Source organism: Fodinibius sp. (assembly GCF_041642155.1).
Classification (GTDB): domain Bacteria; phylum Bacteroidota; class Rhodothermia; order Balneolales; family Balneolaceae; genus Fodinibius.
The window spans coordinates 1-13,985 of the sequence record NZ_JBEPWZ010000061.1 but is presented as its reverse complement, the minus strand read 5'-3'; the positions used below and the strand labels follow the sequence as shown (position 1 = coordinate 13,985).

Below are 13,985 nucleotides of genomic sequence, written 5' to 3'. Positions count from 1 at the left end.
AGGTGATATTCTCTTTTCGATTTTTATCGGCAAAGGCCAGGATGCCGGAAAAAATAATCAGAAGCAGGAAGGATATTTCAGGATTATAGAACAATAGATTTTTGTAGAGCTGGAGTGCTTCGGCTGCTTGGCTGATTGATAATGCTGAAAGGGCCTCGAAAAACGAAGTATCCGTCTCCGCCGTTGTACTGACTGCCGTTAACCAGGTAAAAAGAAGATAGATTACGGCAAAGAAAAACCCGAATCTTCTATTAATGAACGGGAACTTGAGATTATTCCATGCAAGCTTTCGTGAGGTGGTTTCATCGGGAAAAGAAGTGCTCCTTGTAAATGTTCCCGATTCCAATTGAAGCCGGTCGGGGACTTGATGGGTCGGGTGCAAGAACGCGCCGCCTCCGCCGGCTGTTATTTTCCAATCGGGATCCGCTTCATTCTCCTTTTTAAAACTGGTGTAATGGTGCAGATCGCCTGCCAGTAACAGCCGGAAATTCAGCTGCTTGTCTTCTTTTTTGGAATATCGCTCCTGGAAGAACTTGAGATTCCTGTAGGGTTTATCATCCTGCTGATATTCCTGATAGGTCCAGGCAGGCTCGGCTGTGCACAGAATAACGTCATCGCCCGGGGAGGCCTGTTCATAGATTTTATCAAAATAATCGATTTGCGTTTTATCGATATCTGCACAGAGTTGTATATCGATGCCCCACAGCCACCAGTCGTGCGGGAGCCGTGTGGCAAAATAGCTACGCGTCTGTTTGGTTTGCCACCCGCCAATCCATCGCTGCTGACAAAACATCTTGATAAAACTGGAAAGTCCGTCGTACCAGTCGTGATTCCCCGGAATGGCGTATAACGCGGGGGGGGATTCTTCAACATAGGGCAGGGAACACCGATAGGGCGCAACAAGCCTGTTTTTGTATTCCTTCCAGGTGGCAGTGGGATACACTTCGTCCCCTCCCATCACCAGTATATTCGCCCGGGGCAGGAGGTGGTTTTTTCCCGCGCTGTCGCTGACCATTAATTTCTTCCGGCCAATCAGGTAGGCAACGGAATAGGATGAATCCCAGCCGGAACCTATATCCGATACATAGTCAATCCATACGGATGAACGATCTGAAAAATCCTCGACCGGTTGTATCTCGTTGGTAAGCTGCAGGGCTGCCTGCATCTCTCTCTTGTCGGCATAGTCGCCAAATACCGCAGAAATAATGGTACGCAAACCGGTTTGAGCTAATTGGGAGGGGCTATACCAGTCAACCATCCGTTGTCTTTCGAATCCCAATAACTCATTACTATCCCGTTCGGGACTCGAGGGTTTGTCGGTAGCCATATTCTGAATTCTGAAATATAAGGTGAAAAATTTTTGATAATCCCCTTTTGATATAGCATCCCGTTTAAGAAGGTTAATTTTTTGAGATCACGTACAGAAATAGAAAGAGATACCAAAAAGCAAACTATGACGTTGTTCCCCGCAAATTCCATTTTAGTTGCTTCCTTAAACAAGGATGCTTCCCGCTTAAAACAATAAACGAAAAAAATGTATTTAACAAGCTACAGTTTTAAAATTATATCTGGATGGAACAGAGGGCACCGGGATGCCTCTGTTACTGTTCAGTATACAGAAGGGCAATTTCCTCATACAGCGGATGGAAACGGAATACTGGGTTGGAGGGGGGGCACGGTCCCGTGTGGAGGGGGAGGTCTTAAATACGGTTTCTTAAAGCTCAGGACGCTTTTTGTAGGAGTTCAAATAGACTGGTAAATTTTCATCATAACTGAATCTCAACTCTTTCTTCAATTTTTTTTCAAGCAGGGGTTCTCCAACGCCCTCGATGGTAATGATTACACGGTTTTTTTGTTTTGACGGGGAGACGTGCAGCACTTTTGCTTTACCCTTACCGTTTATACATTCCTCTCCTGAATTGAAGGGACCTTCAAATTCAACGGTGAACCCTTTGTCTTTTAGGTTGTGCTGTGGCAGTAGATGATTTCTTACAACGCAAACACCAATCCAGTTGTTAACCCCAGGCTGAATATGAGCTTGTCCCCGCGCGGATTTACCGTTTACTTTTACTATTGGCAGTGTGATGTCCATAGCATGTGATATGTATGATTTAGGATTAAAAGTAGAAAGCCCCAGCCAGGTTAAACGTAGCGGCTGGGGCTTTATGCGCTTTAGCCTACTCGGGAATGATAGGAAGTCAGGCGCCTCTTTTTATACATAATTATTAGTTTATATTGTCAGGCATTGCGAATAATTTCCCGGGCTTTTTCTCTGGACGTCCCCAGCCGCTGCTGAATACGGCCGATCAATTCATCTTCTTTGCCCTCGGCATAGGTCAGGTCGTCGTCCGTCAGTTCTGCATATTTCTGTTTTAGTTTTCCTTTTTTTTCGTTCCAGCTGCCTTTGATGTTTAATTTATCCATAGGTAATTACCTTTTTTTTCGGTTAGAGTGATTGGATGTTTAGGTGCTGCGAGTACCGGATTGTTTCGATTGTTGGATACGCCGGATTTTACGTCGAATACTTTCCATTAACTCTTCTATGGTCATATCCTCGGGATTGTCGATAGCATAAGCTTGATCTTTTTTATTCCTATCTCCGGGTATTTCACCTTCAAATTTTATTGAGCTCATAAAAATCAGTTGTATTTTCTGTTTATTGGTTGTTGCATTCCAGGCTTTTGCCCCGTGGAGTCGTTGTAATTGTAGAGTTCATAGATGGAGGGCCCGAAGGGCAAGTTTGGCGGGGGACATTTATCAGCGGAAATGCCTTTGGCCAGTTTCAGGTCATTTTTGTCAACCTTCAGTACCACTTCTCCCTCTTTGGAGAGTTCCAGAAGGCCGGAAAATGCCGGTATAGCGAAATATCGATTCCCTCCCCCGAAGAAACTGGTACAGTGCACGATGATATACTGAAGTTTATTTTTATCATCAAAGGTAATTTTTTTTATTCGACCTAAATATTCTCCTTTATGATTTTGTATTTCTGCACCGATCGCATGAGATGCCAGTGCGTTCCGTAATTTCACGATGATTTCTTCATCAAGCGCATCTATTTCTTCCACTTGTTGACTACGGTCTTGCTCTTCTTGCAGTGGTTTTTTCAGGTTTTTGGCAGGATTGAGGAGATTTTGCATAATATTTAATTATTATATCTAATTGCTGGACACGACCATCGTTTCAGGTGGCCTTGTTATTTTTCATACCTATTTTATCAAAGGTCGAATAAAGAGCAAATAGAACGATCTGTGATATTTACGTAGACAATTTTGCTACATTACTTTGTAAAAAATATACAGTAGTGTGGATAGTGACTAACGCCCGGCTATTTTTCAAATACCCGTAGTCCTTTCATCGGGCGGCTTAGCGTAGTTCTATTTTGCGATTGGTGAAAAATACGGACCAACGTACAGGGAAGACAGCAGAATTACCTACTGAATCAAATCGTTTGCAATAGCGTACCGAGTCATTTCTACATTTGTAGCCAGGTTCATCTTCTCCTTTATACGCGAGCGATAAGTATGAACCGTATGTGGACTCAGGGAAAGTTCCTCTGCGATTTCAGCCACACCTTGTCCTGCAGCAATCATACACAAAACCTCGAACTCGCGATCAGAAAGCGATTCGTGAAGGGGCTGGCCATTGGGGCGACTTTGATCTACCTGAAGTGCCAGTTGCTCGGCCGCCTCTTCGGTAATATACTTTCTTTTTTCGATCACGATTTTTTTAATTGCCTTGACCAGTTTTTTTGATATGCTGGATTTGCAAATATAGCCTTCAGCACCGGCTTTGAGAGCACGTATGGCAAATCGCTCCTCCGGATGAATACTAAGAATGAGAATGGGTAATGAAGGGTATAAATTCTTAATATCTTTTATGAGATCCATACCACTTTTTCCCGGCATGGTAATATCGAGAATAACAATATCCGGCAAAGGTGAATCGTCGAGCATAGAAAGCAACTCTCTGCCATCTGAAGATTCTCCGGCCACCTGAACCCCCATTTCGTTGTCAATAACCTTTTTTACTCCTTCCCGCATTAATGGATGATCGTCGGCAATGATGGCATTAATCATAAGATGTACCCCGTAAGTTTAAAATGGCGGTCTGTGCATATCAGCAGTTAAAAAACTGATAACAATTTGTTGATCGTAATATTCGGTGTCACGTCTCGGTTGTAGAGGGGGCCGTTAAACGCAGCTGTAATCCTTGATTTGGTACCGGATCATTTCCGTGTTTATTTATGCATGACACTGATAACATTTTTAACCCCTCTCTTTGTTAAAGTACCTGTAGTATAAAATGTTCCCCCTGAAAATGAATGTCAAAAAAAAATTATGATTAAAATGAAAAATTATTACATAATGCTGTGTATGTCTGGAAGATTTCAGGTTGGGTTATCTTTTTCCCACCCTGCAATCTTTTGCTTTTCTGCGGGTCTATTGAAAGAACATTTTTAAGTTCTCCGTTGCATATTGAATACCGACCATTAATATTATTTTATAATAGAAGGCTTTTCAAAACCGATCTTTTTGGCCAATCTCTGCATATTAGCGCATTCAACATCCTCACAAATGCCTTATACGGGGTGGTTTTTGAATACGATCAGGCTTTAATATGGACTAAAATTCCTGGTTTGTTAAAAGCCTTCTAAAAATATAACATACGGGTATTAACTACTCCGAACCATACTTTTTTAAAAAAAATATGGATGTATTATAAGGTATTGACATAGGAAAAAAGTGCCTGATGTTATACCTTCCAACAAATAACGGGAGGAGGTCAGGTCGTAAATTTTACGCCTGCCGGGCTATCTTTCCAGTGGTTGGCGCCTTCAATCAGCCACATGGTAAGAATCCCGGCAGGTAAACCAGTTTTTTATCGAAAAATCCGGGCTCATTGTCCAAATATATTATGAAAGGAGAACAAGGAAAGACTCGAACTGATGCAGAAACAGAAGCAATTAAACAGCAGCGTTATCAGGAGTCACTGGCGGTATTGGGGGTATATGCATTAGAGCAGGATGACCTTAAGGCGATTATGCACCGGGCTGTTCAGCAAACTTGTATGAATCTGGAAGTAGAAAGCACGGTTATAGCACAACTAAACTCCAAACAAGATACGCTCAAGGTTGCAGCCGAGACCGGTTGTGAATGTAAATCATTAAAAATCAATAATGATTCGAAATGGGACCTGAGCTATGCATTACAATCCCGAAAACCGGTTCATGTGATTGATTACGCTGAAGAAAGTCGATTTGCAATCTCTCCTATTTTAAAACACCGTGATTTTAAGAGTAGTATTCTTGTTGCAATCCGGGGGGCGGAAGACACCTACGGTGTGTTTGGATCTTATACCATTGAAAAGCGGTCGTTTTTAGAAAGCGAGCTTAATTTTATCCAGATGGCTGCCAATATTGTTGGAATGGCCATAGAACGAAAACAGGCCCAAAAAAGGTTGGAAAAGACAAATGCTCAGCTCAGAGAGGAGATGAAGCGAAGCCGGCAATATCAAAAAGATATTTTAAAAAATAATATCATAGAGCGCTGGGAGCTGGGAGGATACCTCCATGATAATCTCGGGCAGACGTTGGCTTCAGCTAAAATTATCATCCATGATATCGAGAATAAACTGAGACAAAATGATACCGGGATAGCGGATCAGATTGTTACATTAAATTCAATTATAGACAAGGGAATAGAGGGAATTCGCAATTTAACGCATGATATCATTCCCGTAGATATTGAAAAGGAGGGCGTGGAATATGCGTTTCATTTTCTTATGCGGCAGACTCAAAAATTATACGACATCAACTGCGTGCTGAAGATGAACAAAATTGTGACTCAAATTAAAAACAGGAAGATGGCTACTCATTTGTACCATGTGGTACAGGAAGCCATTAAAAATGCAGTGATGCATGGAGAAGCGGAGAATATTTCAGTTATCGTACGGAAATCGGATGACAATCTGATGCTGCAGGTAACAGATGATGGGAGTGGGATATCAAATAAACAACAAACTAATGGGAAGGGGCTGCGAATTATGAAACATCGCATGGATTTGCTGGGCGGCACCTTCAGTATGGAAGATTTTTCCGGGGAGAAAGCAGCAGGGGCCCGGGTAACGATTACATTGCCGCTGGAAAAATTAAGAGGAGATGAAGAAACGGAGACGGACTGACGGGAAGGCCTGATTATAGAGAAAAAAAGAAGGCGGCGTCCGATATTCCAGGTACGCCGCCTTTAGGGATTATGATAAGGGAAATCCTTAGCAGGTTATGTTTGTCAAACTGGTTGTGTTAACGAAGGACTTTTTACTTTATTTGAAAATAATTTCTTTTTTCTTGTTTACTTCTTTAATTCCATCTTAATCTTCCTTTCTATCCGGTTTCAAACTGCGTTATAAAGGTATCTCTAATTATCCGTAGTTGTTAATTGATAATACCTCATCTGCTGATAGATAGCTTCTATTAGATCATGACTAAAAGAAATACTAAAGATTGAAATAGGACTCCTGTTCGGGGGGGATGCGAACACCGGGCACGCGGTCGCGGATAAATCGCATGATTTTGGCGATATCGTTCACTTTAAGGGTGAAACGGGAGGATTCAATGAATAGCATTTTTTGAAAACGGGTATCATTTTTCTTCTTCCACATCAGTTGATAAGTTCTCGAAAAGTCGAACAGCGCCTCTTTTCTGGACCGGGGTGTATCCGGGGCAAACTTGAGGGCTTCGATATGGTCGGCAGCTATCCTGTGCGAATCGAAATGTAATGAACCTTTGTATATGTCAATCACAAGGATATCCCCCTTAAAACGAAAGATAAAATGATAAAGTGGTTCAGAAATTCTGAAGATTGCCCAAAAGCTAACGAGAAATAAAAGAACGGCCATAAATTGACGGAAATTCAATATGTTCCAGTTCATGGACATAAAAGTGCCGGCCAGTAAGTATGTTCCGCCGGCGGTACATACCAATATGATAATGCCCCAAAATAGATTCGTCTCTTCTTCCAAAATATGTAGTTCCTGCTGCATCGTATTATGTCTTTAGGACTTTGGTAAACCGTATTTTTGTCCAATCCCTGCATTTTCGCGCATTCAATATTCTCACATATGCTTACCCCGTATTATTCATGAAATAGTAAAAATTAAGCCATTAATATTGTTTGACATATCGAACATTACGTATAGCTCAATTTTGAGTGCCGTCGCAAAGAGCTGCGAAATTGAGCCGTTGCACTTCGCCTCGTTTACGACCAGATTCCTGGTGACTAATCCGGGTCATTATACTACGGTTTTGAATACGCCCGGGCTTTGATATTTCCCGATGCTTCGGGGCTGGGTTTTCAAAGTCCTCGTCTATTATTTTAGTCGAGCGGTTACCTAAGATAACAGGTTGTTAAAAACCTTTTTTCCAATTCGACCGGACCCTGTGTTCTTTGACTACCGTTGTGGCAGGGTATCTGCCCCTGTAAACAGATATATAATGAGAACGGGGGATTTCATATTTTATATTCCCTTTAAAATAGACTAATAAATGTCCCACAGGTTTAATATCTTTTGCCTTCTAACTGAATCGGTAATAAATTGTTATCCATGAGCAGCTCGAATTCAAATTTTGAAGCGGTTATCGGCCTGGAGGTTCACGCCCAGTTGTTAACAGAAAGTAAAGCATTTGCACCTGTATCCACAGAATTTGGAGGTTCTCCCAATACGCAGGTTACTCCTTTGTGCCTGGGGCACCCGGGTACCCTGCCGGTGCTGAATGAAAACCTGGTGCGCTATATCATAAAAATGGGATTGGCTACCCATTGTGACATTGCACGAAAATCGATATTTGCCCGCAAAAATTATTTCTATCCCGACTTGCCCAAGGGATACCAGATTTCGCAGTACGAAACGCCCATCTGCCACAGTGGAAATATTACCATAAAGCTGGACGGCTATACCAAAGATATCGGCATAACGCGTATCCATATGGAAGAGGACGCAGGCAAGTCTATCCATGACCAGGATCCCTTTAATACGCTTATCGACCTTAACCGTTCGGGGGTGCCGCTTATTGAGATTGTCTCGGAGCCGGATCTTCGTACCCCTCAGGAAGCCTATGAATATTTAAAGCGCATCAAACAGATCGTGCAGTATCTTGAAATTTGCGACGGCAACATGGAAGAGGGGAGCCTCCGCTGTGATGCGAATGTTTCCGTTCGACCCCGGGGGCGTGAAAAATTCGGGACGCGGACGGAGCTTAAGAATATGAACTCTTTTCGCAATGTGGAGCGGGCAATTGCCTTTGAGATTGACCGGCAGATTGACTTGATTGAGTCGGGTGGAGAAGTCATTCAGCAAACACTTTTATGGGATGCCAATAAAATGGAAACGCGCACGATGCGCTCCAAAGAAGAAGCGCACGATTACCGCTATTTTCCCGAGCCCGATATCCCTCCGGTGGTTGTGACCGATGAGATGCTTTCGGAGATCAGGGAGAGCTTACCTGAAATGCCGGATGTCAGACAGCAGCGCTTTAGACAGGAGTTTGATATGAGCGAGGAAGACGCTCAAACGCTGACGGAGGATCGTTATCTGGCTGATTACTTTGAAAACGTAGTAGATCACGCAGGTAGTCCCAAGGCGGTGTCAAATATCATCCTGTCGGAGGTGCTGCGGGTGCTGAATGAACGCAGTATTGCTATTGATGCGTTTTCTATTTCGGCAAAGCGCCTGGCGGGACTCGTAAAGCTGCGTGAAGAGGATAAAATCAATTCTTCAGCCATGACGGAAGTTTTTGACGCTATGCTCGAAGAAGACAAACCAGCCGAAGAACTGGCCAAAGAGATGAACTTGATGCAGGTGTCCGACACCGGTTTCATAGAGCCTATCGTGGATGAGGTAATCGACAGCCATCCGGATGAAGTAGCCCGGTATCGGGATGGAAAAAAAGGATTGATCGGCTTTTTTATCGGGCAGGTGATGCAGCAGTCTAAGGGGAAGGCCAATCCACAGCTGGTTCGGAAGCTCATCAGCGAACGTCTGGATTAGCCCCCGGTATTTCTGTTATTTGTTTAAGAGCAAAACAACAATATTTTAGCACTCGTGTATGTGTAAAAATCGTTTGCCTGTTTTCATCCTTATCGCGCTTATCGGCTGGGGATGTTCTTCCGATGATCGAAAAAAACAGGCCGTGGTCAGTGGTCATTTTTCAATTGCGGATTCTGCCGGACAGCCCGGCAATTTACTGCCGGTCGATGTCACTATTATCCTGGAAGATTCAGTTGAAGCAGCCCCGGATACGCTCTTCCATGCGGCGACTGATTCTGACGGAGCCTTTTCCGGGGAGGCTTCTTTTTCGGAGAAGAAACAATATTCGGCATTTATCAGCCGTAATGGACGGAATGTAGTACGTTTTGCCATAATATTAGCTGAGGATGATTCGGTTGAAATCAGCGGTCGGTTCCCTGATATAGAGCAGACACTGACCGTCTCCTCGCAGGAACACGATGCCATGCGCCAACTTGGGAACCTGAATCGTGGATTCCAGCGAATTGCCCGGTTTGCAAATGCCGGCAAGCTGCGCGGTGATACCCTGCAGCAGGAGCTGTCAAAATGGAGCGATCTGTATATGGACCTCTATAATGAAAACAAAGGTACAAGAGCCGGTGAATTAGCAGTGGCCGAGTCGGTCCGACTGCTGGAAGGATGGAATAACACCGAGATGATGAAGCGTATCAGAAAGGTACAGGAGAGGGATGCCCTGGCTCCGCTGGCTGCGGATTATGGAAAAGACTATCTGGCACAGAATCAGGGACTTGAAGCTGCATTGGCTTACCTTGATACGCTGTCCAATATTACCGAGGGTCACGACCAAAAGATGCGGATCCGTATGGAACGGATAGGACTACTGTACGACAGCGCCCGTGTAGCGGCCGCACGGAAGGATTTGAAAGCGTTCCGGGAACAGTATGCCGCTGACAGTACTGCCCGGCAGTGGGCAGAATCCATTGGCTACGATCTGAATTATCTTTCGCCCGGCGACCAGCTGCCGGACTTTGAGTTCAGACAGCAGGGAGGAACGGTAAGTCGTGACTCGCTGCTGGGCAACCCTTATATTCTCGAAGTCACCCGGCTGGCCAACCCCCTTTACCAGGAGCAATTTGATCGAACGGTGGTTATCCACAGTATTTATAAAAATTTTGGATTGAATGTAGTCACCTTGCCTCTGGATGAAAGCCAGATTACGGTGGATGCTTTTTTTGACGAACGCATAAAACCGTGGCCGGTTGCGGACGCCCAGGCTTTCGACCGTGAAAAACTGCTGGAAATGTTTAACATCCGACTGATACCGACGCGGTTTCTTGTGGATGAGAAAGGGGAGATCGTGCGGAAATATGTGGGAAGGGAATTTCAAGACATCATAAAAGATCTTCAAACGATTACCAATCAAGACAAATAATAAATAGTAATATCATGAGAAACTTCTTAGTTGCCGGAAATTGGAAAATGAACTGCGGTCCCGGAGAAACAAAAAAACTACTGGATGGGATCAAAAATAGCGATGTATCCATTCCTGAGCGGGTGGATGTGCTTGTGTGTCCCCCCATGATTTCATTGACTGTTGCTTCAGATGAGCTGCAGGACGCAGAAGGGGTTGCGCTGGGGGCTCAGAACGTTCATTCCGAGGACAATGGCGCCTATACGGGCGAGGTAAGCACCCAAATGCTGAATGAAGTGCAATGTGACTATGTTATCCTGGGACACTCAGAACGGCGCGAATACTTCGGAGAAACCGACACGACCGTCAATGCAAAAGTTATAAAATCATTGTCGGATGACCTGCGTCCCGTAATTTGTGTGGGAGAATCACTGGAGCAGCGCAAAGCGGGCGAGCATCAGCTGATTGTGCGCAAACAGGTGGAGGCGGCCCTGTCCGGGGTTTCGGAGGACGGTGCCGGCGGGTTGGTTATAGCTTACGAGCCCATTTGGGCAATTGGCACCGGCGAAACGGCATCCCCGGACCAGGCGCAGGAGATGCATAAGATGGTTCGGGAGGTATTAGCAGATCTGTACAGCGATGACATGGCTGACGGCATCCGGATCTTATATGGCGGAAGCATGAAGCCCCACAACGCCGAAGAGCTGCTGAGTCAGCCGGATGTGGACGGGGGACTTATCGGCGGGGCGTCTTTAAAAGCGGACAGTTTTACGGAAATTATTCGAATCGCCGGCGAGCTTTCATCGTAGGATGTCATCATTGATTTCATAGGCTGGAGCGGGAGCGGTCATCTGTTTTGCCCGCCCAAAAGGCATAACCGGTAACGTACTACCAAATGTATAAATCTAATATACACATAATTAATATACACAATAAGCGATTGACATGGGTTTAAACGTATTATTATTAGGCAGCGGCGGACGAGAACACGCCATGGCCTGGAGTATATCAAAATCGGACAAACTGGATACCCTGTATATTGCTCCGGGTAATCCCGGAACAGCACAGCTGGGAGAGAATGTCGACCTGTCGCTTTCGGACTTCCAGGCTATTCTCAGGTTTGTGGAGGACCAAGGTATTGATTTGACGGTAGTGGGACCTGAACAACCGCTGGTCAATGGTATTACTGACTTCCTGGAAGATCACGGACACAAGGTATTTGGTCCTTCAAAAAAGGCCGCTCAGCTGGAAGGCAGCAAGAAGTTTGCCAATGAGTTTATGAAAGAAAATCATATTCCCACGGCTGATTTTGATACTTATACCCAGGATGAATTTGACAAGGCGTTATCCGTCATCAAAAAGCGGGATACCTACCCCGTGGTACTGAAAGCGGACGGACTGGCCGGCGGAAAGGGTGTCTTTATTTGTGAAACGGAGGAGGAGGTAGAAAAGAGACTCCGCGAGCTCAAAGAAAACACTCGTTTCGGGGAGGCGGCCGAAACCCTGGTTGTCGAAGAATTTATGAAAGGCGAGGAGGCTTCCGTATTTGTCATCTCGGATGGTAAAACGGCTAAGATTATTCATTATGCGCAGGATCATAAACGGATAGGAGAAGGAGATACGGGCTTGAATACGGGGGGAATGGGGGCTTACGCGCCAACACCGGTACTGGGCAGTCGTATGCTCCAGCGCATCGAAAAAGAGATTATTCTACCGACTATATCGGCCATGCTGCTGGATGATAATCCCTATAAAGGTATCCTGTACTGTGGGCTTATGATTACCTCCGAAGGCCCCAAAGTGGTCGAATACAACTGCCGTTTTGGTGATCCGGAGTGCCAGGCAATTCTTCCGTCCCTTGAGTCGGATCTTCTCGATCTGATGGAAGCCGCCGCCAACGAAGAGCTGGATCAAAAAAATGTTATGATCGACAACCGGTATCGCTGTTGTGTGGTGCTGGCTTCGGAGGGGTATCCGCTGGACTATGTAAAAGGAAAGGAAATCACCGGAATAGAGGACGTGTCGGATGATGCGCTGGTTTTCCATGCCGGGACCCGAAGGGAGAATGGAAAGATCCTGACGGATGGGGGACGCGTAATGAATGTTGTCGGGGGCGGGACCACGCTGCCGGAAGCCATTAAAAATACCTATAACGAGGTTAAGAAGATCAATTTTGGCAACAAGTACTTTCGTTCCGATATCGGGGCGAAGGGACTTGCTTATATTGATTAAAATGTTAACCCTGCCAGCGTTCTATCCTAAAAAAGGAAAAATGAAGTAGAAAGTATTTGGTTTAGAAGCGGGAGGTTGAGGATCCCGTAGTCTCAAGATAACCAGTAAGCAGGTGGCGGTGGAGAGGAGTCGGCAGTTGCGAATTACGTGCAGGTAAATATTGAATAATCCGCAACGAAATTAATTACTGACGGGATGGAGTGAAAGGATGTGATCGCTGCTTTACATTAGTCGGAAAAAAACTTCTTCACTTTGCCGCGCTTGATCTTGCCGGTTTCTGTACGGGGAATGAAAGCTGTTTTTATGATTTCTTTCGGAATTTTAAAAGATTGCAGTTCTTCTTTCAGCTTTACCTGAATATGATTGCGGTCTATTGGCCTGTTGTCTTTGGTTGCGACGATAGCCACTACCTTTTGGCCCCATTTCCTATCGGGCAATCCCACAACGGCGGCATCCCGGATACAGGATATTTTTTTTAGCGCTTGTTCTACCTCTGCGGGAGATATGTTTTCACCACCGCTGATAATCAGATCCGTGCGCCGCGATTCGATAAAAAGTTCGTTCCGCTTGTTCAAATGGCCATAATCGCCGGTATTAAACCATCCCCGGCCGTCAAAGTGCAGAGTGTTTTCCCCGGTCAGGTAACCGTCAAAAAGCTGAGGACCCTTGAGCCATAGTTGTCCCGATTCGCCGGTCGCCGCGGGTTCGCCTTCTTTAGTTCGAATTTCAATGCGGTTGGGATCAAAAACCTTGCCTACGCTTTTTCGGGGACGGCTCAAATCACCCACCGTCACCAGGGGGTTGGCCGCTATGTGTGCACAGCTTTCGGTCATGCCATAGCTTGAAATAATGGGAATGCCCCGGTTGAAACACTCGTCAATAAGGGACGGGGGAACAGGTCCCCCTCCCAATAAAATCGCCTGAAAGTTATCGTGAATGGATAAATCAGTCCTGTCCATCAGGCGCCCAAGCATCGTCGGAACCAAAGAGGCTGCTGCCAATCGGGGATCCCGATGCAGCAACTCGGCCGTTTTTGCGATTTCAAAGCCGTCTGTGCGGTAGATGCCCGACCCGTAGAGCAGGGACCGAAGGATCACCGAAATGCCGCCGATGTGATGCAGGGGCAGGGAAAGCAGCCATAAGTGATTTCTCCCGGGTCGCAGGTTATCGGCTGATGCCCTGGCAGAAAACAGCATTTGACGTCGTTTCAGGGGTACTATTTTGGGCGTTCCCGTCGTGCCGGAGGTATGAAAATAACCAAAAAGTTGCCCGGGCCGGATATTTTTTTTGTGTTTCTCTACCCATTCTTCGGGAGTAAAAT

Annotated in this window: 13 protein-coding genes; 5 read left to right on the top strand and 8 right to left on the bottom strand. The window is 45.4% G+C overall.

All coding sequences use genetic code 11. The annotated features are described in order from the left end of the window. The 6 genes from ACESLU_RS05875 to ACESLU_RS05850 all read right to left on the bottom strand — a co-directional run. The coding region (locus ACESLU_RS05875) for a metallophosphoesterase (RefSeq protein ID WP_372636474.1) at window positions 1-1,327 on the bottom strand (1,327 nt) is incomplete at its 3' end. 387 nt (window positions 1,328-1,714) lie between these two features. Beyond that, window positions 1,715-2,092, bottom strand: a complete 378-nt coding sequence (locus ACESLU_RS05870) for a hypothetical protein (RefSeq protein ID WP_372636471.1) — start codon at window positions 2,090-2,092, stop codon at window positions 1,715-1,717. 146 nt (window positions 2,093-2,238) lie between these two features. Beyond that, window positions 2,239-2,424, bottom strand: a complete 186-nt coding sequence (locus ACESLU_RS05865) for a CsbD family protein (protein WP_372636468.1) — start codon at window positions 2,422-2,424, stop codon at window positions 2,239-2,241. A gap of 39 nt (window positions 2,425-2,463) precedes the next feature. After that, window positions 2,464-2,634 (bottom strand): hypothetical protein, encoded by a 171-nt coding sequence (locus tag ACESLU_RS05860; protein ID WP_372636465.1) that lies wholly within the window; start codon window positions 2,632-2,634, stop codon window positions 2,464-2,466. 5 nt (window positions 2,635-2,639) lie between these two features. After that, entirely contained in the window at window positions 2,640-3,137 is a 498-nt protein-coding gene (locus ACESLU_RS05855; RefSeq protein WP_372636462.1) for a PRC-barrel domain-containing protein, read from the bottom strand. Window positions 3,138-3,431: 294 nt separating this feature from the next. Next, window positions 3,432-4,076 (bottom strand): response regulator, encoded by a 645-nt coding sequence (locus ACESLU_RS05850; RefSeq protein WP_372636460.1) that lies wholly within the window; start codon window positions 4,074-4,076, stop codon window positions 3,432-3,434. Window positions 4,077-4,914: 838 nt separating this feature from the next. On the opposite strand from ACESLU_RS05850, the gene ACESLU_RS05845 reads away from it, so the two are divergent. Next, window positions 4,915-6,180 (top strand): GAF domain-containing sensor histidine kinase, encoded by a 1,266-nt coding sequence (locus ACESLU_RS05845; protein ID WP_372636457.1) that lies wholly within the window; start codon window positions 4,915-4,917, stop codon window positions 6,178-6,180. Window positions 6,181-6,492: 312 nt separating this feature from the next. Here ACESLU_RS05845 and ACESLU_RS05840 read toward each other — a convergent pair whose 3' ends face one another. Further along, window positions 6,493-6,798 carry a hypothetical protein gene (locus tag ACESLU_RS05840; RefSeq protein WP_372636454.1) on the bottom strand — a complete coding sequence of 102 codons (306 nt, stop codon included), beginning with the start codon at window positions 6,796-6,798 and terminating at the stop codon, window positions 6,493-6,495. 801 nt (window positions 6,799-7,599) lie between these two features. Here ACESLU_RS05840 and gatB point away from each other — a divergent pair. From gatB to purD, 4 genes are all read left to right on the top strand, one after another. Next, window positions 7,600-9,042 (top strand): Asp-tRNA(Asn)/Glu-tRNA(Gln) amidotransferase subunit GatB, encoded by a 1,443-nt coding sequence (gene gatB / locus ACESLU_RS05835; protein WP_372636451.1) that lies wholly within the window; start codon window positions 7,600-7,602, stop codon window positions 9,040-9,042. Between the two features lie 73 nt (window positions 9,043-9,115). Then, window positions 9,116-10,453, top strand: a complete 1,338-nt coding sequence (locus ACESLU_RS05830; RefSeq protein ID WP_372636448.1) for a TlpA family protein disulfide reductase — start codon at window positions 9,116-9,118, stop codon at window positions 10,451-10,453. Window positions 10,454-10,467: 14 nt separating this feature from the next. Continuing rightward, window positions 10,468-11,241 (top strand): triose-phosphate isomerase, encoded by a 774-nt coding sequence (gene tpiA / locus ACESLU_RS05825; RefSeq protein ID WP_372636445.1) that lies wholly within the window; start codon window positions 10,468-10,470, stop codon window positions 11,239-11,241. 136 nt (window positions 11,242-11,377) lie between these two features. Next, window positions 11,378-12,664: a phosphoribosylamine--glycine ligase gene (gene purD / locus ACESLU_RS05820; RefSeq protein ID WP_372636442.1), complete on the top strand. Its 1,287-nt coding sequence runs from the start codon at window positions 11,378-11,380 to the stop codon at window positions 12,662-12,664. A 227-nt stretch (window positions 12,665-12,891) separates the two neighbouring features. On the opposite strand, the gene ACESLU_RS05815 is transcribed toward purD, so the two are convergent. Then, window positions 12,892-13,985 (bottom strand): AMP-binding protein (locus ACESLU_RS05815; RefSeq protein WP_372636439.1); only part of this gene is annotated, 1,094 nt, incomplete at its 5' end.

Coding starts and splice junctions, on each gene's coding strand:
- ACESLU_RS05870 (WP_372636471.1), bottom strand. CDS start 2,092: ATGGACATCACACTGCCAATAGTAAAAGTAAACGGTAAATCCGCGCGG.
- purD (WP_372636442.1), top strand. CDS start 11,378: ATGGGTTTAAACGTATTATTATTAGGCAGCGGCGGACGAGAACACGCC.
- ACESLU_RS05860 (WP_372636465.1), bottom strand. CDS start 2,634: ATGAGCTCAATAAAATTTGAAGGTGAAATACCCGGAGATAGGAATAAA.
- ACESLU_RS05845 (WP_372636457.1), top strand. CDS start 4,915: ATGAAAGGAGAACAAGGAAAGACTCGAACTGATGCAGAAACAGAAGCA.
- ACESLU_RS05850 (WP_372636460.1), bottom strand. CDS start 4,076: ATGATTAATGCCATCATTGCCGACGATCATCCATTAATGCGGGAAGGA.
- ACESLU_RS05855 (WP_372636462.1), bottom strand. CDS start 3,137: ATGCAAAATCTCCTCAATCCTGCCAAAAACCTGAAAAAACCACTGCAA.
- ACESLU_RS05865 (WP_372636468.1), bottom strand. CDS start 2,424: ATGGATAAATTAAACATCAAAGGCAGCTGGAACGAAAAAAAAGGAAAA.
- gatB (WP_372636451.1), top strand. CDS start 7,600: ATGAGCAGCTCGAATTCAAATTTTGAAGCGGTTATCGGCCTGGAGGTT.
- tpiA (WP_372636445.1), top strand. CDS start 10,468: ATGAGAAACTTCTTAGTTGCCGGAAATTGGAAAATGAACTGCGGTCCC.